The sequence below is a fragment of the Pseudomonas sp. JUb42 genome (assembly GCF_024807945.1).
In the GTDB taxonomy this organism is placed as follows: domain Bacteria; phylum Pseudomonadota; class Gammaproteobacteria; order Pseudomonadales; family Pseudomonadaceae; genus Aquipseudomonas.
Window position 1 is genome coordinate 75769 of record NZ_JANUFD010000004.1, and the last position, 25502, is coordinate 101270.

Annotated in this window: 24 protein-coding genes, 1 other RNA gene and 1 pseudogene; 12 read left to right on the plus strand and 14 right to left on the minus strand. The window is 60.8% G+C overall.

Annotated features, from left to right (window positions below):
- Positions 1 to 19: 19 nt before the first annotated feature.
- The 3 genes from ccoS (at position 20) to hemN (ending at position 2409) form a co-directional block, all read left to right on the plus strand.
- Positions 20 to 238 (plus strand): cbb3-type cytochrome oxidase assembly protein CcoS, encoded by a 219-nt coding sequence (ccoS, locus tag M2401_RS09280; protein WP_259101878.1) that lies wholly within the window; start codon positions 20 to 22, stop codon positions 236 to 238.
- Positions 231 to 914 carry a sulfite exporter TauE/SafE family protein gene (locus M2401_RS09285; RefSeq protein ID WP_259101880.1) on the plus strand — a complete coding sequence of 228 codons (684 nt, stop codon included), beginning with the start codon at positions 231 to 233 and terminating at the stop codon, positions 912 to 914. Before ccoS ends, M2401_RS09285 begins: the two co-directional genes overlap by 8 nt.
- 112 nt (positions 915 to 1026) lie before the next feature.
- Complete coding sequence (hemN, locus tag M2401_RS09290; RefSeq protein WP_259101882.1) at positions 1027 to 2409, plus strand: oxygen-independent coproporphyrinogen III oxidase; 1383 nt, start codon at positions 1027 to 1029, stop codon at positions 2407 to 2409.
- 189 nt (positions 2410 to 2598) lie between these two features.
- Here hemN and M2401_RS09295 read toward each other — a convergent pair whose 3' ends face one another.
- Complete coding sequence (locus tag M2401_RS09295; RefSeq protein ID WP_259101885.1) at positions 2599 to 3075, minus strand: chemotaxis protein; 477 nt, start codon at positions 3073 to 3075, stop codon at positions 2599 to 2601.
- Positions 3076 to 3231: 156 nt separating this feature from the next.
- On the opposite strand from M2401_RS09295, the gene fnr reads away from it, so the two are divergent.
- Both fnr and M2401_RS09305 read left to right on the plus strand, forming a co-directional pair.
- Entirely contained in the window at positions 3232 to 3966 is a 735-nt protein-coding gene (gene fnr / locus M2401_RS09300) for a fumarate/nitrate reduction transcriptional regulator Fnr (protein WP_259101887.1), read from the plus strand.
- A 75-nt stretch (positions 3967 to 4041) separates the two neighbouring features.
- The gene (locus M2401_RS09305) at positions 4042 to 4590 is read left to right on the plus strand and encodes an adenine phosphoribosyltransferase (protein ID WP_259101890.1); all 549 of its coding nucleotides are present in this window, start codon (positions 4042 to 4044) and stop codon (positions 4588 to 4590) included.
- Positions 4591 to 4913: 323 nt separating this feature from the next.
- On the opposite strand, the gene recR is transcribed toward M2401_RS09305, so the two are convergent.
- The 6 genes from recR to dnaX form a co-directional block, all read right to left on the minus strand.
- Entirely contained in the window at positions 4914 to 5516 is a 603-nt protein-coding gene (gene recR, locus M2401_RS09310; protein ID WP_259101892.1) for a recombination mediator RecR, read from the minus strand.
- 62 nt (positions 5517 to 5578) lie between these two features.
- Positions 5579 to 6613, minus strand: coding sequence for an NADP-dependent oxidoreductase (locus M2401_RS09315; protein WP_259101895.1), 1035 nt, complete (start codon positions 6611 to 6613; stop codon positions 5579 to 5581).
- 108 nt (positions 6614 to 6721) lie between these two features.
- A complete protein-coding gene (locus tag M2401_RS09320) occupies positions 6722 to 10378 on the minus strand; it encodes a CHASE domain-containing protein (protein ID WP_259101898.1) in 3657 nt (1218 codons plus the stop codon).
- Between the two features lie 5 nt (positions 10379 to 10383).
- Positions 10384 to 12489: a bifunctional diguanylate cyclase/phosphodiesterase gene (locus tag M2401_RS09325; protein WP_259101900.1), complete on the minus strand. Its 2106-nt coding sequence runs from the start codon at positions 12487 to 12489 to the stop codon at positions 10384 to 10386.
- Positions 12490 to 12947: 458 nt separating this feature from the next.
- Complete coding sequence (locus M2401_RS09330; RefSeq protein ID WP_259101903.1) at positions 12948 to 13274, minus strand: YbaB/EbfC family nucleoid-associated protein; 327 nt, start codon at positions 13272 to 13274, stop codon at positions 12948 to 12950.
- Between the two features lie 69 nt (positions 13275 to 13343).
- Positions 13344 to 15440 carry a DNA polymerase III subunit gamma/tau gene (gene dnaX / locus M2401_RS09335; RefSeq protein ID WP_259101906.1) on the minus strand — a complete coding sequence of 699 codons (2097 nt, stop codon included), beginning with the start codon at positions 15438 to 15440 and terminating at the stop codon, positions 13344 to 13346.
- Positions 15441 to 15604: 164 nt separating this feature from the next.
- Between dnaX and M2401_RS09340 the strand changes: the two genes are divergently transcribed.
- The 3 genes from M2401_RS09340 (at position 15605) to M2401_RS09350 (ending at position 18967) form a co-directional block, all read left to right on the plus strand.
- The gene (locus tag M2401_RS09340) at positions 15605 to 16369 is read left to right on the plus strand and encodes an ABC transporter substrate-binding protein (RefSeq protein WP_259101908.1); all 765 of its coding nucleotides are present in this window, start codon (positions 15605 to 15607) and stop codon (positions 16367 to 16369) included.
- A gap of 102 nt (positions 16370 to 16471) precedes the next feature.
- Positions 16472 to 18163 carry an acid phosphatase gene (locus M2401_RS09345; protein WP_259101911.1) on the plus strand — a complete coding sequence of 564 codons (1692 nt, stop codon included), beginning with the start codon at positions 16472 to 16474 and terminating at the stop codon, positions 18161 to 18163.
- Between the two features lie 324 nt (positions 18164 to 18487).
- A complete protein-coding gene (locus M2401_RS09350) occupies positions 18488 to 18967 on the plus strand; it encodes an N-acetylmuramoyl-L-alanine amidase (protein ID WP_259101914.1) in 480 nt (159 codons plus the stop codon).
- Here the strand turns inward: M2401_RS09350 and M2401_RS09355 are convergent.
- The 5 genes and pseudogenes from M2401_RS09355 to M2401_RS09370 form a co-directional block, all read right to left on the minus strand.
- On the minus strand, positions 18962 to 19495 hold the full coding sequence (locus M2401_RS09355) for a DinB family protein (protein ID WP_259101916.1): 534 nt from the start codon (positions 19493 to 19495) through the stop codon (positions 18962 to 18964). The genes M2401_RS09350 and M2401_RS09355 overlap by 6 nt on opposite strands.
- A 132-nt stretch (positions 19496 to 19627) precedes the next feature.
- Positions 19628 to 19912 (minus strand): DNA-binding transcriptional regulator, encoded by a 285-nt coding sequence (locus tag M2401_RS09360; RefSeq protein ID WP_259101919.1) that lies wholly within the window; start codon positions 19910 to 19912, stop codon positions 19628 to 19630.
- A pseudogene (locus M2401_RS34325) lies at positions 19902 to 20219 on the minus strand (transcriptional regulator). Before M2401_RS34325 ends, M2401_RS09360 begins: the two are co-directional and overlap by 11 nt.
- A gap of 221 nt (positions 20220 to 20440) precedes the next feature.
- An RNA gene (ffs, locus tag M2401_RS09365) (signal recognition particle sRNA small type) lies at positions 20441 to 20537 on the minus strand.
- 142 nt (positions 20538 to 20679) lie between these two features.
- Positions 20680 to 21243, minus strand: a complete 564-nt coding sequence (locus M2401_RS09370; protein ID WP_259101921.1) for a type 1 glutamine amidotransferase domain-containing protein — start codon at positions 21241 to 21243, stop codon at positions 20680 to 20682.
- 189 nt (positions 21244 to 21432) lie between these two features.
- Here M2401_RS09370 and M2401_RS09375 point away from each other — a divergent pair, with 189 nt between their 5' ends.
- Both M2401_RS09375 and M2401_RS09380 read left to right on the plus strand, forming a co-directional pair.
- Positions 21433 to 21666: a hypothetical protein gene (locus M2401_RS09375; protein ID WP_259101924.1), complete on the plus strand. Its 234-nt coding sequence runs from the start codon at positions 21433 to 21435 to the stop codon at positions 21664 to 21666.
- Between the two features lie 9 nt (positions 21667 to 21675).
- Positions 21676 to 21825: a hypothetical protein gene (locus tag M2401_RS09380; RefSeq protein ID WP_259101926.1), complete on the plus strand. Its 150-nt coding sequence runs from the start codon at positions 21676 to 21678 to the stop codon at positions 21823 to 21825.
- A 3-nt stretch (positions 21826 to 21828) separates the two neighbouring features.
- Here the strand turns inward: M2401_RS09380 and M2401_RS09385 are convergent, their stop codons facing one another.
- Entirely contained in the window at positions 21829 to 22071 is a 243-nt protein-coding gene (locus M2401_RS09385) for a hypothetical protein (protein ID WP_259101929.1), read from the minus strand.
- 186 nt (positions 22072 to 22257) lie between these two features.
- On the opposite strand from M2401_RS09385, the gene M2401_RS09390 reads away from it, so the two are divergent.
- On the plus strand, positions 22258 to 24609 hold the full coding sequence (locus tag M2401_RS09390; RefSeq protein WP_259101931.1) for an FdhF/YdeP family oxidoreductase: 2352 nt from the start codon (positions 22258 to 22260) through the stop codon (positions 24607 to 24609).
- 51 nt (positions 24610 to 24660) lie between these two features.
- Here the strand turns inward: M2401_RS09390 and M2401_RS09395 are convergent, their stop codons facing one another.
- Positions 24661 to 24828 carry a DUF6021 family protein gene (locus M2401_RS09395; RefSeq protein WP_259101933.1) on the minus strand — a complete coding sequence of 56 codons (168 nt, stop codon included), beginning with the start codon at positions 24826 to 24828 and terminating at the stop codon, positions 24661 to 24663.
- A gap of 229 nt (positions 24829 to 25057) precedes the next feature.
- Here M2401_RS09395 and M2401_RS09400 point away from each other — a divergent pair, with 229 nt between their 5' ends.
- Positions 25058 to 25498, plus strand: a complete 441-nt coding sequence (locus M2401_RS09400) for a hypothetical protein (protein WP_259101936.1) — start codon at positions 25058 to 25060, stop codon at positions 25496 to 25498.
- Positions 25499 to 25502 lie beyond the last annotated feature (4 nt).

The following is a 25502-nucleotide window of genomic DNA, read 5'->3' on the forward strand; positions in this document are numbered from 1 at the left end:
GGACCTGCTGGGAGGCTCCATGCCTGCGCTCTACATCATGATTCCTGCGGCACTGCTGATCGTCGCCATCGCCGTGCGCATTTTCTTCTGGGCCGTGGACAGCGGCCAGTACGACGACCTGGAAAGCCCGGCCCACAGCATCCTGTTCGATGATCTGGACCCCAACCATCAGGCCGCAATCAGCCACCCTGCCAGTACCGGCAAGCCGAGCAAAGACGAGCCGCGACCCCATGCTTGAGCTGGTTCCGCTGCTGCTGTCGGCATTGATTCTGGGTCTGTTGGGCGGTGGTCATTGCCTGGGCATGTGCGGTGGCCTGATGGGCGCGCTGACCCTGGCGATCCCCAAAGAGCAACGCAACCGGCGTTTTCGCCTGCTGCTCGCCTATAACCTGGGGCGAGTGCTGAGCTACGCCACGGCCGGACTGCTCACCGGCCTCGCCGGTTGGGCAGTGGCCAATAGCCCCGCCGCCACCCTGATGCGAGTCATCGCCGCGCTGCTGTTGATTGCCATGGGCCTGTATCTGGCCGGTTGGTGGAGCGGCCTGACCCGTCTCGAAGGCCTCGGTCGCGGCCTGTGGCGGCATATCCAGCCAGTTGCCAGTCGTTTGCTGCCGGTGTCGAGCCTGCCCCGCGCCATGCTGCTGGGCGCGCTGTGGGGCTGGCTGCCGTGCGGGCTGGTCTACAGCACCTTGCTATGGGCGGCCAGCCAGGGTAATGCTGTCGATAGCGCCCTGCTGATGCTGGCCTTTGGCATCGGCACCTGGCCGATCCTCCTGGCCACAGGCCTGGCCGCCGAGCGCACCACCGCCCTGCTGCGCAAGCGCGGCGTGCGCATGGCCAGCGGCCTGCTGGTGATGCTGTTCGGCCTGTGGACCCTGCCGGGGCCGCATCAGCACTGGCTGATGGGACATTAACAATCGTCATACGAACATGACGCTAAAAAGCGCCTTGACCCAAATCAAGACTCCCCGAAAGCACATTCCCTAGACTGACACGCACTGCAAGCCTATCCGGGGGAATACCCGCATGCTCGACGCCATTCGTTGGGACTCTGATTTGATCCGCCGCTACGACTGCGCAGGACCACGCTACACGTCCTACCCGACCGCAGTGCAATTTCACACGCAAGTGGGCGCATTTGACCTGCTCCACGCGCTGCGCGACAGCCGCAAGGCCGTGCGCCCGCTGTCGCTGTATGTGCACATCCCGTTCTGCGCCAACATCTGTTACTACTGCGCCTGCAACAAAGTCATCACCAAGGACCGCGGCCGCGCCCAACCCTATCTGCAAAGGCTGGAACAGGAAATCCAGATGCTGGCCTGCCACCTCGATCCGGGCCAGGTGGTCGAGCAATTGCACTTCGGTGGCGGCACCCCGACCTTTCTCAGCCACGACGAACTGCGTCAGCTGATGGCCCACCTGCGCAAGCACTTCAATCTGCTGGACGACGATTCCGGCGACTACGGTATCGAGATCGACCCGCGGGAGGCCGACTGGTCGACCATGGGTCTGTTGCGTGAACTGGGCTTCAACCGGGTCAGCCTCGGTGTGCAAGACCTTGATCCGGACGTGCAGCGGGCAGTCAATCGCCTGCAAAGCCTGGAGGAAACCCGCGCCATCGTCGACGCCGCGCACACCCTGCAATTTCGCTCGGTGAACATCGACCTGATCTACGGCCTGCCCAGGCAGACACCGGAGGCCTTCGCCCGCACCGTGGAAGAAGTCATCACCCTGCAACCGGACCGGCTCTCGGTATTCAACTATGCGCACCTGCCGGAGCGTTTCATGCCGCAGCGGCGTATCGACAGCAATGACCTGCCGTCGCCCGAGCAAAAGCTGCTGATGCTCGAGCGCACCATCGATCAGTTGACCAAGGCCGGCTATCGCTATATCGGCATGGACCATTTCGCCCTGCCCGATGACGAGCTGGCCGTGGCCCAGGAAGAACTAACCCTGCAACGCAACTTCCAGGGCTACACCACCCATGGCCACTGCGACCTCATCGGCCTGGGCGTTTCGGCCATCAGCCAGATTGGCGATCTGTATACGCAGAACAGCAGCGACCTGAGCGACTACCAGGCGCTACTGGCCAGCGATCAACTGGCAACCAAGCGCGGTCTGCAATGCAACGACGATGACCGGATCCGCCGGGCAGTGATCCAGCAGTTGATCTGCCATTTCACCCTGGAGTTCGCCACTATCGAAAATGAATTCGCCATCAACTTCCGTGACTACTTCAGCGAGGTATGGCCACTACTGGAGGAAATGACTACCGATGGTCTGATAACCATCGACGACTTCGGCATCGAAGTGCAGCCCGCGGGTCGGCTGTTGGTGCGTTCGGTGTGCATGGTGTTCGATGCCTACCTGACCCAACAGAACCGGCAGAGGTTTTCACGGGTGATTTGAGGCGTAACCGGCAACGCACTGGCGCGCGGCAAACGCTTGGCAGGGTGTGGGAGCACATAGTGTGGGAGCGAATTGTGGGAGCGAATTCATTCGCGAAAACGGTATTCCAGGCAGCAAATATCAATCGGATGTACCGGCCTCTTCGCGAATGAATTCGCTCCCACTGAATTAGCTCCCCCAGTGACACTCTCACATCTTCGCCAGCACCAGCATGCCTGCCTTGACCTTGTCGCTCTGGCTCAATTGCAGGCTGCTCATCTGCGACGAAAGGTCGCTGGTGGAGTTGGCGACCTGACGCTGCAAGGCTCCCAACAGGGTTTGCAGACCGGCGGTGCGGGCCTGACGCATATCCGGCGTCAGGCTCTGATCCTTGAGCGCAGTCTGCAACTGTTGGTTGAATTGCTCGATCCTGGTCTGGGTATCACGCACCGCCCGCAGAGTCTTCTGCACCGACTCCGGCAACCCGCTCTGAGCTATATCGGCATACTCGGAATGCCCCGCCAGAGCCTTTGCCGCCTGGGCTTTGCCCAGTGCCGAGAGGTCCACCTGGATACCCGCTTTGGCCGGCTGATCAGCCGTCGCCGACGAGGTCGTGGTCGACTTGCCATCTTTGCTGGCCGGACGAATTCCCAGGGTGGCGAGAATGCTTGGACCTATGGATTGCATGAGAACGCTCCGGCTTGAAAAGCACATGACTCTATTGCTATCGGCGCCCGAACCATAAGTTTGAGTACCGTTGGTGAACTTTCGGGCACTGGCCGGAACCGCTCCCAGTGAGTTACCCTTACAACTTATGAGTGATTTCCTACAAGGAATGAAGTGATGTCCGAGCCCGTCAAAGTGCGTAACCATAACCAGGCTCATTGCAAGGATTGCAGCCTGGCCCCGTTGTGTCTGCCCCTGTCCCTGAATCTGGAAGACATGGATGCGCTGGACGAGATCGTCAAACGCGGTCGCCCCCTGAAGAAAGGCGAATTTCTGTTCCGCCAGGGCGACACCTTTGCATCGGTCTACGCGGTACGCTCCGGCGCGCTGAAAACGTTCAGCATCAGCGATGGCGGCGAAGAGCAGTTGACCGGCTTCCACTTGCCGAGCGAACTGGTCGGCATGTCGGGCATGGACTCGGAGGCCTATCCGGTATCGGCACAGGCTCTGGAAACCACTTCAGTCTGCGAAATCCCTTTCGAACGCCTCGACGAGCTTTCCGTCCAGCTGCCGCAGCTGCGCCGGCAGTTGATGCGGGTCATGAGCCGCGAGATTCGCGACGACCAGCAAATGATGCTGCTGCTGTCGAAGAAAACCGCCGACGAACGCATCGCCACCTTCCTGGTCAACCTCTCGGCACGCTTCCGCGCCCGTGGCTTCTCGGCCAACCAGTTCCGCCTGAGCATGTCGCGCAATGAAATCGGCAATCACCTGGGCCTGGCGGTGGAAACCGTGTCCCGGGTCTTCACCCGTTTCCAGCAGAACGAGCTGATCGCTGCCGAGGGCAAGGAAATCCATATTCTCGATCCGATTCAACTCTGTGCGCTGGCCGGTGGCGCCATAGAGAGCTGAAACGTGTGATTTAGAGCCTGAGGGGATTAGACTAGCGAACCACTGCCAGCCCTCATTGCTCTGGATCACTCTTCGATGATTTTTGACGAACCGCATTTCAAGTCCCTGATCCGCCCGGTTGTGGATTTCCCCAAGCCGGGCGTGATCTTTCGCGACATTACCCCTCTGTTCCAGTCACCCAAGGCCATGCGCCAGGTGATGGACAGTTTCGTGCAGCGCTATATCGACGCCGACTTCAGCCATGTCGGGGCGATGGACGCCCGTGGTTTCCTGATCGGGTCGGTGGTGGCCTACGAGCTGAACAAACCGCTGATCCTGTTCCGCAAGCAAGGCAAACTGCCGGCCGACGTGCTGTCCGAGGCCTATCAGACCGAATACGGCGAAGCCCTGCTGGAAGTGCATGCTGACAGCCTGTGCGATGGCGACTCGGTGGTGATGTTCGATGACCTGATTGCCACAGGCGGCACCCTGATCGCCGCAGCCAATCTGGTCCGGCGCATGGGCGCACACATCCATGAAGCGGCGGCGATCATCGACCTGCCGGAACTGGGCGGTTCCAAGCGCCTGCAAGCCATGCTGGTGCCGACGTTCTGCCTGACGCAGTTTGGTCTGTCCGAGCAGTAACGGTCGTACACCCCGCTAAATTGGAATGGGATTTTGTGGGAGCGTGGCTTGCCCGCGAAGAGGTCGGTACATCCTGCCAATTTCTGCGCCTGAAAATCCGTATTCGCGGGCAAGCCACGCTCCCACAGGATGTGAGTCACCCGCCTCCCCGCAGCTTTGGGTTTGTCACAGATACCTGTGGGAGCCGGCTTGCTGGCGATCGGGTGCGCAGCAGCCGCAAAAACTGGCGAGCGCTGCGCACTCGATCGCCACCGGAGGCGGCTCCCACATTAGAGTGCATTTGTTGTGCATGAACGGGGGTGTCAGAGATAAGGCACGCGCATTTACAAAGCTATCGGCTTACGCCCGGCAAACGAATGGGCCAGGGTGCCGCCGTCGACCAGTTCCAGCTCGCCACCCAGCGGCACGCCATGGGCGATGCGCGAGGCAATCAAGCCCTTGTTGGCAAGCAGTTGCGCGATGTAGTGGGCCGTGGCCTCACCCTCCACTGTCGGGTTGGTGGCCAGGATCACTTCGGTGAAGCTGCCCTGCTCCTCGATCCGCGTCATTAACTGGGGGATGCCGATGGCCTCAGGGCCGAGGCCATCGAGGGGGGACAGGTGGCCCTTGAGCACGAAATAACGACCGCGATAGCCAGTCTGCTCCACCGCGTAGACATCCATCGGCCCCTCGACCACACACAACAGCGTGTCGTCGCGGCGCGTATCGGAGCACTGCGGGCACAGATCGTCTTCGGTCAGGGTCCGGCACAGGCGGCAGTGGCCGACCCCTTCCATGGCCTGGCTCAGGGCCAGGGCCAGGCGCGAACCGCCGCTGCGATCACGTTCCAGCAGTTGCAGAGCCATGCGCTGGGCGGTTTTCTGCCCCACGCCTGGCAGGATGCGCAGGGCGTCGATCAGTTGGCGAATCAGGGGGCTGAAGCTCATGGCGAAAAGTCCGACAAAAACACGAGACGCGGTTTATACCCGCGCCTTGGGTAAGCGTCAATTCAGGCCTCGGAGACCTTGACCACCAGTTTGCCGAAGTTATGCCCCTGCAGCAGGCCGATAAAGGCATCGGGCGCATGTTCCAGGCCTTCGACCACATCTTCACGCAGACGCACCTTGCCCTCGCGCACCAGCGGCACCATGGCCTGCATGAACTCGTCGAGGCGATGGTAATACTGCTCGTAGACGATAAACCCCTGGATCCGCGCGCGCTTGGTCAGCAGGGTACGCATCAGCAACGGCAGTTTGTCCGGGCCCTCGGGCAGGCTGGTGGCGTTGTACTGGGCGATGATCCCGCACAGCGGAATCCGTGCGCGCGCGTTGAGCAGCGGCACCACCGCTTCGAGGACCTTGCCGCCGACCAGCTCGAAATAGATATCAATGCCCGCCGGACACGCGTTGGCCAATTGCGCGGCGAAATCTGCGGCCTTGTGGTCGATACAGGCATCGAAGCCCAGTTCTTCCACCGCATATCGGCATTTGTCAGCACCACCGGCCACGCCTACGACGCGCAGGCCCTTGAGCTTGGCAACCTGACCGACCACAGTGCCTACCGCGCCGGTCGCAGCCGCCACCACCAGGGTCTCACCGGCCTTGGGCTGGCCGATATCCATCAGTCCCATATAACCGGTGATACCCGGCATGCCGAGCACGCCGACCGCCATGGACGGGCTGGGGATGCCTTCGGGCAGGCGCATCAGGTTCTTGCCGTCGGACAGGCTGTGACTCTGCCAGCCGGTCTGACCGACCACCTGATCACCGACCTTGAATGCCGGATTGCGTGATTGTTCGACGACACTGACGGCACCACCTTCCATCACCGCATCGATGGCCACCGGGTCGGCGTAGGACGGCGCATCGCTCATCCGCCCGCGCATATAGGGGTCCAGGGACAGGTACAGGGTGCGCAACTGCACCTGGCCCTCTTCCAGATCCGGCAACGCCTCGCGCTCCAGGCGGAAGTTTTCCGGGGTCGGCGCACCGTGAGGACGGGAGGCCAGGACAATACGTTGGTTGAGGATCAGTTCTTGCGGCATCGGGCAGCTCCTGAGAAGACCTTCTAAGCGATAGAGTGCAGACCGCAGCGTCACACGCGCGTTCTAAAAAGTGTCGTTCTAAAAGCTCAACGATAGCATGATGCTCTGTTACTGATCCGCTTCGGCGAGCAACTGCCGCACCGTATCCGCCGCTTTCTCGAACTCCAGGGTTTGAATCTGCTCGACCAGGGACAGGAAGCGCCGGTCCCAGCATGAGCCGACATCGCCCAGCAATTCGTCCGACCATTCCACTGCGCGCATATTGCGGCTTTCCAGCAATGGCAGGATGCGCTCCAGCTCATCGTGCCATTGCCGGGGCGTCATAGCCCAGGCAGTGAGGCCGGGAGGCGGTTTCTCGTCGAGACAGTCTTCGACCCACGCACTGAGTTGATCGCTGCACTGATCAGTCAGCGCCTTGAGTTCGTCCAGCTGAGCCGCCTCAAACATCTGCGGGTGATCCGGATCGCGCACCTGCGCTTCCAGCTCCCGCACCCTCAGGTAAAGCGCCCTGGCGCCCATGCTGCCGGCACTGCCCTTGAGGGTATGCAATACCACCAGAATCGCCGCCGCATCGGGGTGTTCCAGCAGCCGTTCCAGTTCGCTCAGATGCCGCAGCGCATCGACCCGGAAGGTTTTCAGCAGGCGTTGAAACAGATGCAGGTTGCCGCCGAAGCGGTTGCGGATAGAATCCGGCGCCTCAACCGCACTCGACTCCTGAGCAACCACCTCCTCCTCGCCGATAGTCGGGTGTTCCAGGCGATAGTGCGCGGTCAGCCTGAGCAGCATGTCCACCACTTGATTGATATCGATGGGCTTGCCCACATGTTCATTCATCCCCGCTTTCAGGCACAGCGCACGGTCGCTCGGCGAGGCATTGGCGGTCATGGCCAGGATTGGCAGACTGGAAAAACCGGCATGGGCGCGAATCCTGCGGGTCGCCTCCAGGCCATCGATGTCCGGCATCTGCACATCCATGATCACCGCATCAAATGGCGGCGAGGCGGTCAGGGTCTGCTCAACCCCCTGCAAGCCGCCTTCGGCCAGAACCACGCTGGCACCCTCCAGACCCAACAGCTCGGCAGCGACCTGGCGGTTCAGCTCGTTGTCCTCTACTACCAGCAGATGCAGGCCCTCCAGACGGCGCCGGGTCGGAGCATAGACGCAAGGCACCACGGCAATGTCGGACTTGCCGTCCAGCGCCCGCTGCACAGCATTGGCCAATTGCTGCGGGGTCAGCGGCTTGGTCAGGAAATTCACCTGCCGCGGGTCACGACGGGACTTGTCATCATCGAGCATTTCCCGGCCAAACGCCGTGACCATGATGATCACCGGCTGGTTGGCTAATTCCACCGACTCGTGAATCACTCCAGCCGCCGCCAGGCCATCCAGCTCCGGCATGCGCCAGTCCATCAGCACCACGTCATAGGGCTGCCCGTCCCTGCTGGACTGAAAGACCCGATCCACCGCCTGACGGCCATTGCTGACCCGATCAACCCGCCAGCCCAAGGACACAATGGTGCTGCCCAACAACTCACCGGCGACGGCATTGTCGTCGGCAACCAGCACGCGTAGATCGCGCCCTACCGCCGGGCAAGAAGCCTTGAGGGGCGAATGTCGACGTACGCCGAACTCGATATCGAACCAGAAGCGACTGCCCCTGCCGACCTCGCTGGCCACCTGCAACTGGCTGCCCATCAACTGCACCAGGCGCTTGCAAATCACCAGCCCCAGCCCTGTGCCGCCGAAACGCCGGGTGGTGGAGGCTTCGGCTTGGGCGAAGCCTTCGAAAATCCGCTCCAGCTGGTCGTCGTTGATACCGATGCCGGTGTCCGTCACGCTGATACGCAGGGTTACCGTACTCTCTGCGCGGCCAAGTGCCTTGACGCTGACGATGACATGCCCCTGCAAGGTGAACTTCAAGGCATTGCCAGCCAGATTGATCAGCACCTGTTGCAGGCGCAGGCTGTCGCCGAACAGCACACTGGGCAGGTTGGGATCGAGGTCGAAAATCACCTCGATCACCTTGTCGCCCTGATTGCCGGTCAACACATCGCCCAGTTCGCGCATGAGCTTTTCCAGCTCGAAGGGATGCTGCTCCAGCACCAGCTTGCCGGCCTCGATCTTGGAAAAGTCGAGAATATCGTTGAGCAGCGCCAGCAACGAACGGGCAGCCGACTGCGCCTTGCTGGCGTAATCGTTCTGACGGAAATTCAGCGGGGTCTGGCGGATCAACTGCAACATGCCGAGGATCGCATTCAGCGGCGTACGGATTTCATGGCTCATATTGGCCAGGAACGATGATTTGGCCGCGTTGGCACCATCGGCCAGCTGTTTGGCCTGGGTCAGCTCGGCAGTACGTTGCTCCACCTGCCGCTCCAGATCGGCATACAGGGCCTGAATGCTGGCCTGGGCAGCCCGTTGCACGGAGATATCGCGCACGGTCTTCGAAGCACCGATGACCCGGCCGTCAGCATCATGGATCGGCGAAACCGCTACCGAGACATCGACAATATGCCCGTCGCGGTGCAGGCGCTGGGTCTCGAAATGCGGAACCCGCTCGCCGCGCCCGACCCGACGCAGGATATCGAACTCCTGATCCTGCATGGTCGAGGGCACGATCAGCGTGGCCAGGCGACTTCCCAAGGCCTGTTCGGCGGTATGCCCGAAGATATGTTCGGCGCCCCTGTTCCAACTGGTCACGACCCCGGTCAGATCCTTGCCGATGATGCCGTCAGACGAGCTTTCGACAATCGCCGCCAGCTTGGCCTGTTCGGATGCGATCTCCTGACGCCGCTGATTGGTGACCTGCAGCATCGACACCAGGGCGCAGAGCAGCGTTGTCAGCAACACGCCGATAAGCAGAGCGGTATAGGGCGAAAACAGATTCAGGTTGTCGATAAACAGCTGATAGCCGTCGACCTCGATGCGCCACTGCCGCCCGAAGAGATCGAGGTTCTCCTGTTCCATCACGCGCAGTTCGCCCGAGGAGGCCGACGCCCGGCGGTCGCGAAAGAAAGGGACATCGTCGCCATTGACCTGATGATCATAAATGCGCAGGCCCAGGCCGCTGGTATGAATGCCCAGGTTTTCCAGCACCTCGCCCATGTTAAGTGGTGCAAAGGTCCAGCCCAGCAGGCGCCGCTCGCGCTCGGCGGGGGTCGCAGGCAGGGTCACGCTGTCATAGAAGGGCAGCAGCATGAGGAATGACTGCTGTTCACCACCGTCCTGAACCAGCGCAATGGGCGCCGTCAGCATCGGCTCGCCGCTGCGCATGGCTTCTTCCGCCGCCCTGCGCCTTGACGGCTCAGAGGCAATATCCACACCCAGCGCCCGCACGTTGGGCGGCAGCGGGTCCATGTACTGGATCACGAAGCGGTCACCGGCCCGGGGCGTGAACTGGCTGATCATGAAGTCCGGCCGACCGGCTTCACGCATCTGCTGGACCAGAGTAGGCGCCTGTTGCTCGGTCACGCGACGAATCACCCCGTAGGCGCGAGCGCCGGGAAACTCGCGCTGCAAGCTGCGTGTCTGGCTGTAGCGCTGAAACAGGGTTTCGTTGAACGCATCGATGCCAACCGTCTGCAAGGCGCCACGCAAACCGTAAAGGCCATAGCTGTAGAGACTGATCCGGGCGAACACGGCCTGGGTCGTCTCCTGCAATTCCACCTGCAGGGCCTGGCGTACCTGCTCGTCGTTATTGCGCTGTACCTGCCAGGCTGCCAGCCCACTGAGCAGCACGCCGATCAGAAATGCCACCTTGGCCATGGAGCTCAAGGCCGTGCCCCCAGCGTGGAGGTCAACAGGGTCTCGGCGCCCTGCTCCAGCAACGCGCTCATGTGCATGGCCGGGACCGGTCGACTGTAGAGATAACCCTGCATGATTGGACAGCCCCTGACCAGCAGCGCCCTGGCCTGCTCCGGGGTTTCCACGCCTTCGGCGATCATCTCCAGATTCAGCGCCTTGCCGATACTGATGATGGCTTCGACGATGGCCGCGTCCGCCGTGGTGGACAGCATGTCGCGAACAAAGCTCTGGTCAATCTTCAAGACATCGATGGGCAAGCGCTTGAGATAGCTCATGCTCGAATACCCCGTGCCGAAATCATCGATGGAAATCCGCACGCCCAGGGCCTTGAGCGCGTTGAGCGTGGCCAGCCCGCTGCCGACGTCCTGGATCAGCACGCCTTCGGTGATTTCCAGCTCCAGCGCTGCAGGGCGCAAGCCGCTTTCGGCGAGGATGTCACGCACCTGTTGCTGAAAGCTGCCGTCCTGGAATTGCACTGCCGAGACGTTGACGCTGACCACCACCCCATGCCCGCGATCCTGCCAGACCCGCCCCTGCAGGCAAGCCTGGCGCAGGACAAAGTGGCCCAGGGGAATGATCAGTCGGGTCTCTTCGGCCAGGGGGATAAACACTGCAGGCGAAAGCGGGCCGCCAGGCGCGTCCGGCCAGCGCACCAAGGCTTCGACGCCGACGATCCACTCATGCAGCACATCGACCTTGGCCTGGTAGTGGACCTCGAAAGCCCCCGTGGCCAGGGCTTCGCGCATCTGCCGGATGAGCAATAAGCGCGAGCGCGTGCTGCTTTCCAGATCCGAGCTGAAAAAACGGTAGCGATTGCGCCCGTCCTGCTTGGCCTGATACATCGCCGCTTCGGCATGGCTATACAACGAATCACCATCATCGCCATCGTCCGGGTATACGCTGATGCCAATACTGGCCGTCAGCTCATAGCTGACGCCCTCGATCCAGATCGGCTCGTGAATCACCCCCTGAATGCGCTCGGCAAAATCGGCCAGGTCGCGGACGTTGACCAGCCCCGGCACCAATAACACGTATTCATCACCGCTTTGCCGACTGACTGTCTGCCCTTCGCTGCACACCTGTTGCATGCGCCTGGCGAGCACTTGCAGCAGGTTGTCGCCCACCGCATGGCCGGTGGCGTCGTTGACGGATTTGAACTGATCGATGTCCACCACCAGCATCCCGACCTGCTGGTCACGCAGTTGCACGGCGCGCAACGCCAGGGCAATACGCTGTTGCAGCATCCTGCGATTGGGTAGATGGGTCAGCGAATCATGAGAGGTCATGAACTCCAGGCGCTTGACCTCGGCCATCTTGCGATCGGTGATGTCGGTCAACAGCATCAGAAAGCCACTGTGCACCTGATTGATCTGACGCGGAATCAGCACAACATGGCTGTAGCGGCAGTCGTCGCTCAGCCGCTGTACCTCAATCTCGCAATCCACCGCCTGGCCTTCAAGCACGCTTTTGATACAGGGTTGCAAGGCCTGCAAATAAGCCGGATCGAGAATATCGCTCAGTTCAAGGCCAGGCATCTCCCGTGCGGGCCTTGCAAACCAGCTGCCGTTGGCGTCGTTGCAGAACAGGCAGCGCAGGTCCTGACTCCAACTGGCAACGAGCACCGGTAAATGCTCAAGCAGTTCCTCAAGATCACGCTGGGCAGCGAGCAATTTCTTGCTCTCGCTGCGCAGCGCCACATGGGTCTTGATGCGCGCACGAGCCACCGGAACGTTCAGGGGTTTTTGCAGAAAATCCAGGGCGCCATGCTCAAGCGCCTGCAACTCGAATTCGGCCTGGGTATGGGAGGTGACAAAAATGATTGCGGCGTCGCGCAGCAAAGGATCGCGCTTGAACAGCGCGCAGACTTCATAGCCATCCATGACGCCAAGCTCGATATCCAGCAGCACGACATCCGGACGACACTGATGAGCCATGGCAATGGCATCCTGACCATTGGTGGCGAAGAATACTTCACCCAGGTCATGCACCGCTTCCCTGAGAATCCGAACGTTGTGCGCCTGGTCATCCACGATAAGAATGACCGCATCCGCCACACCAGTCTGAGCAAACATGCTTCGTCCCTGTGCAGATTAATCCGGCCCCCTGATTCCAGAGACCAATCCGTCGTTAAACGGGCATTTCACTCCGCCCCTTCACCCACTAAACCGCTCTCGCCATTAGTTAGCCATTAACTTGAGCATATCAACGAAAGCCGGAAACACAACGTAACAGGCACATGCGTCCTACAGAGCTTAGTCGGGCTGGGGCGAAGTGTTGTAGAACAACCAACAGGAGCAAGTCCTGGCTGGTGGGCGGTGCCATGACAACCCCGGGCCCAAGGCATGGAGCGATTCTGTTGGAGCGTGGCTTGCCCGCGAACAGGATATTCCAGACGAAAAATGTGCGCCGCTTGCTGGCCTCTTCGCGGGCAAGCCCGGCTCCAACCCGGATATTTGCGTTTATTCGATGGATACAGCCAAAAAAAATGCCAGGCACAAGGCCTGGCATGGGTGCAACGTACAGCATCGAATCAGAACGGCAGTTTCATGCCTGGCGGCAGCTGCATGCCAGCAGTTACGCCGGACATTTTTTCCTGGCTGTTCTGCTCGATCTTGCGCACGGCGTCGTTGACGGCTGCGGCGATCAGGTCCTCGAGGATTTCCTTGTCCTCTTGCATCAGGCTGTCGTCCAGGCTGATGCGCTTGACGTCGTGACGGCCGGTCATGACGACGCTGACCAGGCCGGCACCGGATTGGCCGGTCACTTCGGCGTTGGCCAGCTCTTCCTGCATCTTGGCCATTTTTTCCTGCATTTGCTGGGCCTGCTTCATCAGGCCAGCCATGCCACCTTTCATCATGGGGTATCTCCTCGAAAATCGATGGTTACGGGGTGCGGTGCCACGCAAGGCACCTCACCTGTTAATTCGTCAGCCCGCCAACGGGGCAGCATCCACAGGCTTGATCGTATCCTCCCTGATCACTGCGCCAAACTGTTGCAGCATCTGCTGGATGAACGGATCGGCATGAATCGACGCTTCAGCCTGGCGCTGGCGCTCGGCACGCAGACGGGAAGCGGCCTGGGCCGGGGTTTCCTGCTCGGGCTTGAGCAGCTCGATACTCAGGTTGATCGTGCGGCCCTGCTGTTGGTTCAGCGCATCATTGAGGCGCCGCTGCTGGGTCGCGTTGAACAGCGCACTGTGAGCGGGATCCAGGTGCAGCAGCCAGTTGTCGCCATCACGGGCGATCAACGTGCAGTTGGCGGCGATGCTGCCGGTCATGCCGGAAATCGGCAGTTTGAGGAACAGCTCCAGCCACTCGGCAGCCAGCCCGGTGGCAGGCATCAATGCCGGGGCCGGTTCGGCTTCGACCGGCTCGGACTCAGCCACGCTGTCGTGGGCCAGATCGTCCAGATAGCTGTAGGACGCCGGGTCGATATCGATATCCGGCTCGACGTAATCGTCGTCCAGCGGCGGCTCGTCGTCCCGCTCCATGGGCGCAGGCACATAGGCCGCTGCCGAGGGGACCGGCTCAAGCATGGCAACGGTCGCCACTGGCTCGGGTTGACGCTCCTCGACCTGCGGCGCTTCGGGCACCGGGGTGTCGGGAGCGGGGGTCGGCATCGGCGTCAGTGCAGGCTGTTCGGCCACGGTCTCCAGGACCGGTTCAGGGGCAACTGCGGCGACCGGTTCAGGCTGCGGGTTCCACGGCAGGTCAACGGCGGGCTCTACCACCGGCGGCTCGACGGGCGCAACCGGTGCAACCGCTACCGGAGCAGGTGTGACCGGATCAGGCGCTGCAACAGCAGCAGGAGGCGCAACCGGGGCTGCCACAGGTACTGAAACAGGTGCAGGGGCAGTGCTAGCCACTGCTTTCGGGGAATCAACCGTGGCCGGGTTGAGCCCCACCGTCTTTAGCGGCTGGCGGGGTGCGTCATCGCTGTCAGCGGGGCGGAAGGCCAGCATCCGCAACAGCACCATTTCGAACCCGCCCCGCGGCTCAGGCGCCAGCGGCAGGTCGCGACGACCAATCAGGCCCATCTGGTAGTAGAACTGCACGTCCTCGGCCGGCAGCGCCTGGGCCAGGGCCAGTACCCGGTCACGGTCGCCATGGCCGTTGTCGACGCCCTCAGGCAATGCCTGGGCAATCGCCACCCGGTGCAACACGTTGAGAATTTCCGAAAGCACGCCATTCCAGTCCGGCCCCTGTTCGGCCAGATGGCGCACGGCCTCCAGCAACGCCCGGGCATCGCCGTCAAGCAACGCATGCAGCACGTCATAGACCTGACCATGATCAAGGGTGCCGAGCATCGCCCGTACGTCCGCCGCCATCACCTTGCCTTCGCCGAAGGCTATCGCCTGGTCGGTCAGACTCATGGCATCGCGCATCGAACCGTCGGCCGCGCGCCCCAGCAACCACAGGGCATCGTCCTCAAACGGCACGTTCTCGACCCCCAGGACGTGGGTCAAATGCTCAACCACACGCTCTGGGGTCATGTTCTTCAGGGAAAATTGCAGGCAACGTGACAGAATGGTTGCCGGAAGTTTCTGCGGATCAGTCGTCGCCAGGATGAACTTGACGTAGGGTGGCGGTTCCTCAAGGGTCTTGAGCAAGGCGTTGAACGAATGGCTGGACAGCATGTGCACTTCGTCGATCAGGTAGACCTTGAAGCGTCCGCGGCTGGGCGCGTACTGCACGTTGTCCAGCAGCTCGCGGGTGTCCTCGACCTTGGTGCGACTCGCGGCGTCGATCTCGATCAGGTCGACAAAGCGACCTTCGTCGATTTCCCGACAGACCGAGCAGGTGCCGCACGGCGTGGAAGTGATGCCGGTTTCGCAGTTAAGGCACTTGGCGATAATGCGCGCGATAGTCGTCTTGCCTACGCCCCGGGTACCGGTGAACAGATAGGCATGGTGCAGACGCTGACTGTCGAGCGCGTTGATCAGAGCCTTGAGCACATGGGTCTGGCCAACCATTTCGCGAAACGAGCGCGGACGCCATTTACGTGCAAGAACCTGATAACTCATCGAAAACCGTCGCGACTGAAAAGCGGAAGACCGCCAATGCTAGCGGAGCAGGGGCAAAATTGCATCTGATGTGCTGTTGGAATATGACTAAGCTTGTAAATAGCAGGCCCCACCACTCGGCCCGGCACCTGTCAGCGTGCCGTTGCACCGACATTAGAGAGTCTATGCGCCTACTGATTTTCAGCATTCTATTGTGGGCGTCCACCCCCAGCCTGGCCGATCAGCCTTCGTTGCGCTTTTCCCTGGCCGACAGCTGGTCCATGCCGCTGGTCAATGTCCGCGATGGTCAACCCAATGCGGGGATCCTGTTCGACATCATGCAAAGCCTGAGCGAGCACATGGGCCGCACCGCCATTTACCATGTGCTGCCGCGTAACCGCATTCAGGGCGCCATGGAGCGCGGCGAGATCGACGTACGCTGCTACGTCTCCCCCGATTGGCTGGGCGGCCTGTCCGGCGACTACACCTGGAGCCTGCCGCTGCTGATCCAGCGCGACCTGCTGGTGACCACTGCGCGTAACGCCTTCCCCATCACCGCTGCACAATTGCATCGACAACCCATCGGCACGGTACTGGGCTACTTCTATCCCAAGCTGCAACCGCTGTTCGACAGCCAGCAACTGATTCGCGAAGACGCCCGCGGCCAGGACCAGGTCCTGCTCAAGCTCAAGGCTCGGCGCTACTTCTATGCCGTCAGCAGCCAGTGGGCGCTGGACTGGTTCAACCAGAACGATGGCGCCGGCGACCCGATGCAGGCCGTGGCCGTCATTAATGAAGAGCCCGTGGGCTGCATTGCCCGCAACGATCTGGACTTGCCGGTGCAAGGCATCATGCGCGCCCTGCTGCGCATGAAAATGTCCGGGGAAATCGACCGCATCATCGAACGCTATCGCACCTCCAGTGCTCCGCCCGCACTCATGGCGCCTTGACCCGCTCAACCTGCCGCCAACCTGTAGCAATATCGTCACAATGCGCCACTACCCTTGCTGAAATATTTGGTAACAACCAGACCAACGGGCAGGGCGAAGCGCATGAGCGACAAACCGGACGACACTTCCAAAGCAACCGGCACCCCCACTGACACCAGTCGCCGCCGCTTCCTCGGCGGCGTCGCCGTTCTGGGTGCCGGCGCGGCCCTCAGCAGCCACGCTTCGGCCCATGAGCCAAGCGGCGCCAAGGCCGAGAAACACCTGGCCGGCCCGGCGCTGGACAAAGCCCTGCACGAACACGTCAAGACGGTGGTGGTCATCTACGCCGAGAACCGCAGCTTCAACAACCTGTTCGGCGACTTCCCCGGCGTTGAAAGCCCACTCTCCACGGTCAAGCCTGAGCAATATCAGCAGCGCGACCGTGATGGCAGCCTGCTCAATACCCTGCCTCCGGCCTGGGGTGGTGTGTTGCAGGTCGGCCCGCAGACCGTCGATGGCGTGACCTATCCGGTCAACACCCAATTCCAGGAAAACCTGCCCAACGCGCCCTTCGCGCTCAAGGGCCCGAACGCCGAAGACCTGCCCCTGAGCCTGGTCACCCGCGACTTGTGGCATGTGTTCTACCAGAACCAGATGCAAATCAACGGCGGCAAGAACGACAAATTCGTCGCCTGGGCCGACTCCGGTGGCCTGACCATGGGCTACTACCCGCAAAGCCAGTACTCCCTGCGCCTATGGGACGTGGCCAAGGAATTCGTGCTGTGTGACAACTTCTTCCAGGGCGCTTTCGGTGGCTCCTTCCTCAACCACCAGTACCTGATCTCGGCCCGCGCGCCGTTCTACCCGGACGCCGCTGCGTCGGTCGCCAAGACGCAGATCGCCACGGTGGAAAGCGACGACCCGCTCGACTTGCGCCTCAAGCCGCTGGAGAAATCCCCGGCCAGCGCCATGACCGGTGCCCCGCAGTTCGGCCCGAGCCTGCTGACGCCAGACGGTTTTGCCGTCAACACCATGGCCCCGCCGTACTGGCCGACCTGGCTGCGCGATCCGGAAAAGCCCGACTACTCCAAGCCTGACCTGGCCAACGTGCTGGTGCCCCAGAGCCACGAGCATATCGGCGACAAACTGTCGAAGAAGAACATCGACTGGGCCTGGTACGCCGGTGCCTGGCAAGTCACCCTGGATCAATACAAGGATTCCACCGGCATCCCCAAGATCCCCAACTTCCAGTACCACCACCAACCCTTCAACTACTTCAAGCAGCAGGGGCCGGAGAACCCGGCGGAGCGCGCCAAGCGCCTGCGCGACGGTGGCCTGGGCGACGAGGCGAGCAGCAACAAATTCCTCGCTGACGCGCAAGCAGGCAAGCTGCCAGCAGTGACCTTCTACAAACCCCAGGGCAACCTCAACATGCACGCCGGTTATGCCGACGTCGCCTCAGGCGACCGCCATATAGACCGGGTGATCAAGGTCCTGCGCAACAGCCCGCAATGGAACAACATGGTCATCGTCATCACCGTCGACGAAAACGGCGGCTGGTGGGACCATGTGGCACCGCCCAAGGGCGACCGCTTCGGCCCCGGCACCCGTGTTCCGGCGCTGATCGTCTCGCCGTTCGCCCGCAAAGGCACGGTGGACCACACCGTCTACGACACCGCCTCGATCCTGCGTCTGATCACCCGCGTCCACGGCCTGGAAACCCTGGATGGCCTCAAGCAACGCGACGACGCCATGAAAGCCCGCGGCCAGCAGCCCATGGGTGACCTGACCAACGCCCTGCATTTCCCGGGTTGAGTCATTTGGCGTGAACTACCAAAACTCAGTGGGAGCGAATTTATTCGCGAAAGCGGTGTTCCAGGCGATGAAGATGCGTCGGATGTACCGGCCTCTTCGCGAATGAATTCGCTCCCACAAGATTTGCTCCATGCTCCGGTTGGTGTTGGCTGCGTGACAGCGCGGCGTTATAGATGGGGCTGCATTTGCCTTGTGGGCACGCTTCACTTCCTGCATAAACCAGCGACAAATCGTACAAGCCATAACGGCAAGGCCGACTTGTCCTGAAAACCCCATGAGTATTTCTTACAGGGCCTGATTAACCCTGTAAGGAAACTCCGAATCATGACCGCCCTTAAAACCCGCTTCGGCACTGACCTGCTGGTCGTACACTGCTCCGCCTCAGGTCCCCACGTCGACGTCGGCGTACGCGACATTACCCGCTGGCATGTCCAGCGCGGCTTCACGACTGTGGGCTATCACTATGTCATCCGCCGCAATGGCGAACTGGAAACGGGCCGCAGGGAAAACGCCATCGGTGCCCATGCCACCGGCCACAACGCCCGCTCCATCGGCATTTGCCTGGTAGGGGGTGTCGATCTCAATAACAAACCAGCCAATAACTTCACCGACGAGCAGTTCACGACCCTGGAATGCCTGCTCCGGGAACTGAAGGTCCGCTATCCAAAAGCGCGCATCTGCGGCCACCGCGATTTGTCGCCGGACAAGAACAGCGACGGTCGCATCACCCCGAATGAATACACCAAGGCCTGCCCTTCATTCGATATCAACCCATGGCTGAAAGAACGCTTCGGCCCCCTATAGGACGGGGATCAGATTCAACAGATCGGTGGAGCCGACATCGACGCCCGCTTGCGACAGCAGCGTCGTTGCCTGGCCGCGGTGATGGGTCTGATGATTGAAGAAGTGGCTCAGCAGTGCATGGAAATCACGCGAAAAAGGAGTGCCCTGGGTATTGGCATAAGACACCGCCCTATCCAGATCCGCCTCGCTCAAGACCTCGACCCACTCGGTGATGATCCGGTCCAGCAAAACCCGGTGCTCGCGCATCTCGCCGAAGCTCTCGAACAGCAACTGGCTCAAGCCTTGCGGCGCAGGCCACTGACGCAGCGGATCCAGCGCCGGGTGCAAGGACGGGTGCCGGGCAAAGCGCTGCAACCAGATGGTGTCCGCGACCAGCAGATGGTTCAGCGTACCGATGATCGAGCCAAAAAACGCCTTTCGGCCTTCGCGCAGTGCCTCTTCCGGAAGGCCGGCAGCGGCTTCATAGAGGCGGTTGTTCATCCACTGGTTGTAGGCGGCCATGAGGCGGATTTGCTCGAGGCGGGGCATGGGTAGGCTCCGGTACAATCACACACTAGTAGCCTGTAATCGGCGCAACTCGAAACGACTTAGAAAGCATTCACTGAGCACGGCCATGCGTCTTCGTGGTGAGATATGAGTTCTGTCGAAATCGATGGCGCCTCAGATTGCGTGCAAGTCACGCAATGCCTCGGGATGCTGGCTTGCCACACGCAATAGAGTCTGCGCTGCGCCTGTTGGCTGACGTCGTCCTTGCTCCCAATCCTGCAAAGTACGCAGGCTGACTCCCAGGAGCAAAGCAAAAGCGGTTTGAGAAATACCGACCTTGGCGCGGGCTTCAGCAGCAACCGACAGCCGCACCTCGGTTGAACGAGCAGCTTTGCCAGCCTTCATTTGACGCACCGAAGCCAGCAAGTCGCTCTGAAATTGCTCCATTTCACTGTCCATGGCTGATTTCCTCTTTCAACTGATTCAGAAAAGCGCTTGGGAGGTTGTCAAATTTTGCCTTTGTGTAGGCAATCAGCAACCAGATATAGCCTTCAGAAAGCGTGTTGTAATAGATCACACGCGTACCAACGCGTTTACCCATCCCGCTGCGAGACCAACGGACTTAACGCAGGCCGCCACTTCCTGGAATCACATCACCCGCCAATGGGTTCGCAGCGAGCCAGGCAATGAAATCCTCACGTTCACCATCGCACCATATTGACTCGGCGTAGCGCTTGAAAATTTCGGTTTCGATAATCGTATACATAGTCGCAATTATACGGCAACGCCGTATATCCAAACAAGACTATTGCGCTGCCAATATCGAGCTTCAGCCAGTCTAAACGTGGCAGAGCGGATAACAGCAACCGGGTTTGCTTGCATCACACGACGGGACGCGCGAGATTGAAACAATCGAGACAAAATGTGAAGTCTGGAGGGCGAAGCATTGCAGCGAGGAGGCAAAGCGAAGGGCCGTTAAGGAGGCAACCCCACCAGCCACACCCCGGCACACAATGTTCCCGCTGTGGCTGCTTCCTTCCGGATCTGACCAGGTTGACGGGTAATCGTTGCGGGGGGACCGATGGGGTCACCATAACGACGCTCACCTCTCGGCGAGCCGCGCCATTGTACCGGTCTTGAGCGAAGTTACAACCCGTTGTTGCGGATAAAAAACTTGAGAGTGCTCAAGCACTTGTGTGGCGGGGCGCGGCGGCCTTTTGAGTGCCTCAGGCGGCCCGCAGGGCGCCGGCGATTGCCTTGTTGAACGCTGGCAGGTCGTCGGGGTTGCGCGAGGTGATCAGCGTCCAGCCATTGGCCGGGCACTCCTTGACCTCGGTATCGACCCAATCCGCCGCGTCGGCGTTCATCAGGTCGGTGCGCACGCTGGGGTAGGACGTCAGGGTCTTGCCCTCAACCACACCGGCATCAATCAACAGCCAGGGGCCATGACAGATCGCCGCAACGGTTTTGCCCGCCTTGACGAACTCATTGACGATTCGCTGGGCATCGGCGTCCTGACGCAACGTATCGGCATTGACCGTACCGCCCGGAATCACCAGGGCATCGAAGTCCGATGCGTTGAGAGCGGCGAGCGCGCTGTCGGACTTTACCGTTACGTCCTTGTCGGCGTCATGCAGGCAGGTTTGCGTGATACCGCCCTTGCTCGAACCATGGGTGACGGTCGCGCCAAAACCCCGCAGGGCTTCCAGCGGCTTGAGCAATTCATCGCGCTCAATGCCGGAATTGGAGGTGATGATCAGGATTTTCTTGCCTTGCAGCTCGGTACTCATGATGGTCTTCCTCTAGTCAAATTGGCCCGTCTGAACGGGCAGACAAAAAATGGGAGGCAAGGCCGAATCAGAAAGTTCAGCCCGATTGGGCGGCCGGTTTTATTTGGGCGTTGTCGCTACCGCCCGGCAACTGAATCGAACTCATGTGAACTGTTCCCCTCCAAAGTTCACACTATGGAGGAAGTCCCGATGAGCACCCAAGAACGTTCCAACCCGGTCAACTCGGCGTCAAACAATCCGCCAACCGATGCCGCCGGCAAACCCGTCAACGTCGTCGAACGCGATCTTGAAGACCGCAGTGACGCCACCAAAGGTGTCGATGAAACCATCACGCCCTCCTCGACCCGGACCAAGGAGCAGGAGGTGGAAGAGCTCAATCAAAAAACTGCCGAGATCGAGCGCAAAGTGGCCGACGGTAACTAGGTGAGACCCATGAAGACTCACGATCAGCACGATGACGAGCAAACGCCGGAATACCCGCTGTCCGCGCCGATCAAACCCGATGATCCCGAGCGCAAGAACGATCAGTCCCGGGCGGATACCCGGGACTGGTCAGAACACGAAGAGGACGAGCCTTCGTGAGGCTTACTCCTCAGGATCATCCAGTTTCGCCGCCACTGCTTCATCGACAGCGCGTTCATAGCTGAGGTCCGCCCGCGCCTTGAGTGCCTGACAATCATCCCAGTCGATCACGCCCCCACGTAACAGTTCATCGGCCGCGCTGATCAGGGTTTCATGCCAGGCGTCCGGCGAATCATTGCGATAGCCGCTGTCTTCCAGCACCAGGTACCAGGCATCCAGCTCCGGGGTTTTGCGTGGCTTTTCCATTTCTGCTGCTCCCGAGATTGCTTTCGAATATCTGCGCCGGTAGACCCTGGGCATTTTTTTCCGGTTCCCTGCGACATTGACCAGCGGTGTGCGCCGCTCGGTGAATACCGTCGAACCTTTGCCGTGCTTCCCGCGTCGTAGCGCAATAACTGCTCACTTGCCCGCCAGTGCTTCAGAGGTGAACTCATGCGCATCCTTCATTCCACCGCTCACTATCACCCCTACACCTCGGCTTCCGGCGGCTGGGGTTCGGCGTTTTCGGTGATGAATATTTTATGGCGTGAACAGGCCTTGGGTGGTTCGCTTGCGGCCCTGGCGAAACAGAACAAACCCAAAGGTTTCGCCTGCGCAAGCTGCGCCTGGGCCAAGCCCGGCAATCCCCATGTTCTGGAGTTTTGCGAGAACGGCGCCAAGGCCACCGCCTGGGAACTTACGTCGCGGCGAACTTCGCCGGAGTTTTTCGCCAGACACACCGTCAGTGAACTGCGCACCTGGCGTGATTATGATCTGGAGCAACAGGGGCGACTGACTCATCCGCTGCGCTACGACCCGACCAGTGATCGCTACATACCGACCTCCTGGGAAGAAGCCTTCCAGCAAATCGGCGCGCAGTTACGCCGTATGACCCCGGACTCAGTGGTCTTCTATGCCTCGGGACGGGCATCCCTGGAGGCCTCGTTCATGTATCAGCTGCTGGCCAGGGCCTACGGGACCAACAGTCTGCCGGACAGCTCCAACATGTGCCACGAAAGCACCTCGGTGGGTTTGCAGGAAAGCATTGGCGTGCCGGTCGGAACGGTAACCCTGGCCGACTTCGAACATACCGACTGCATTTTTTTCTTCGGCCAGAACGTCGGCAGTAACAGCCCGCGCATGCTCCATCCACTGCAGGAAGCACGCAGACGCAACGTGCCGATCATCACCTTCAACCCGTTGCGCGAGCGCGGTCTGGAGCGTTTCGTCAACCCGCAATCGCCCAGCGAAATGCTCGGCCCCGAGTCCACCGTCATCAGTACCCAGTACCATCAGGTAGCCATAGGTGGCGATACCGCAGCGATCATGGGCATCATCAAGGCATTACTGGCCATGGAACGCGCGGCCGAGACCGAGGGCAGGCAAGCGGTATTGGATCATGCGTTCATGACCGAGCACACCGAAGGCCTGATGGATCTGGTTGCTCAGGTCGACCATTACTCGTGGGACGATCTGGAGCATCGTTCCGGCCTGCCTCGGGGCGCCATGGAGGCTGCAGCCACCGTGTATGCCCGCAGCGAACGGGTCATGGTGATCTACGGCATGGGCATGACCCAACACCGCCACGGCGTGGCAAACGTGCAGATGCTGGTCAATCTGTTGCTATTGCGCGGCAATATCGGCAAGCCCGGCGCGGGCATCTGTCCGGTACGCGGGCACTCCAATGTGCAAGGGCAACGCACGGTGGGCATTACCGAAGACCCTGCCAAGGTGCCGGGGGACAGGATCCAGACGCTGTTCGGTTTCAGCGTACCGCCCGACAAAGGCCGGGCCACGGTGGAAACCTGTGAAGGTATGCTCGATGGCAGTGTGCAGGGCTTTATCGGCCTGGGCGGTAATTTCCTGCGGGCCATTCCCGACACTTCACGTATGGAACCGGCTTGGTCGCGACTGGCGCTAAACGTTCAGGTCGCCACCAAGCTGAACCGCTCACACCTCTTGCCTGGCGAGCAGGCCTGGCTGTTGCCCTGCCTGGGCCATACCGAAATCGACCGTCAGGGCGGCATCGAACAGGCCTACAGCACCGAAGACAGCACCGGCTGCATTCATGGCTGGCGCGGCGCCCGAGAGCCTGCGGGCGACCAGTTATTGTCCGAAGTCGCGATCATCAGTGGGTTGGCCCAGGCCACGCTGGAGGGACGGACAACGATACCCTGGGCACAATGGCAGCGAGACTACAGCCTGATCCGCAAAGCAATCGCTCAGATCTACCCGGACATCTTTCAAGATATGGAGGCACGCATGTGGCAACGCGGCGGCTTTCATCGGCCACTGCCTGCCTGCGAACGCAAATGGCCCACGGCAACCGGCAAGGCACAATTCAAGACGCCCAGAGCTCTGGATGAAGACGACGATATTTCCCGCAATGCCGCGCGCCGGGACGTTGTGCAGTTGATGACGCTGCGCAGCAACGACCAGTTCAATACCACCATCTACGGCTATGACGACCGTTTCAGGGGCGTGAGTGGGACCCGCAGCGTAATATTTCTTAACCGCAACGACATCATCCGCCTCAACCTTGCACCCGGAGACTGGATCATGGTTCGCACAGCGATTGAGCCTGACGTGGTACGGGAAGTCGGACCGTTGCAGATCATCGCCTACGACATTCCCGAACGCTGCGCCGCCGCCTATTACCCTGAGTGCAACCCGTTGGTACCGCTCTGGCATTACGCCGAACGCAGCAAAGTACCGGCGGCAAAGTCCATCCCGGTTACCTTGACTCGCGCAGTGCCTCCAACAGGCGCCAACGAATCGATTCCGTTACGTGATCAGGTGCTCTGACGACGCTGGCCGAAGCGCAGCAGCGTCTTCGGAGCACTGCTTATCTCACCGCTAAACCTCGTCGACCGGATTGGTTTTCGGCCGCGGTTTGTTATGGGGTTCATTGCCGGTGCGCGCGGGGTGCGTCGGATCGACTTGCGGATCACTGACATCCGGCGACTCCGGATCGAAACCCAGATCGTCATCGGGGTTTTCGGGTGTCTCGGGTTCACGTTGCATGATTGATCTCCATTACACGGTCCGGACCATCCGGACATGCAGTTGAGAAACGTCCGTCAGGCCAGAGTGCCACTGAACTAGACCAGCGGCAGCCTGATAAGCCAGCCACTCCATTCGTCGTCAATCCGCAGGTTTTTTCAAACTTTGCGCGGCTGGCCATTTCCCAATTCTGTGAGGCTTGTAAACGCTCACCCACGCAACGCTCGAAAAAACAACAAGAGGTTCTTTCATGAAAAGCTCTCTAAGTCGTGCATTGGCCCTGGCCGGATTGACCTGCGTGCTGTCGGTGCCTGTAGTGGCAGCGACGAGTACCACTGACCCGAGCGGTACTAACAACGGCGGCATTATAAACGGCTCGGCATTACCGCCGGGTTCCAATCCCGGTGCGCCCAATGGGTCGACCAACTCCGGAAATGGCATGGGCAACAGCAACGGCAGCAGCATGCCAGGCACCAATAATGGTGGCGGCGGTGGTGGCATCAATTCCGGCTCCGGCAACAGTGATGGCACGGGCGGCACTGGCACGGGGACCGGTACAGGTGGCTCGGGGACCGGCAGCTCTGGCTCCGGTACGGGTGCAGGTTCAGGCTCCGGCGCGGGTGGCGGGGCTGGCGGCAGTGGCGGGGCCGGAGGCGGCGCAGGTGGTGGGGCGGGTGGCGGCGGTTCGTGAGTAG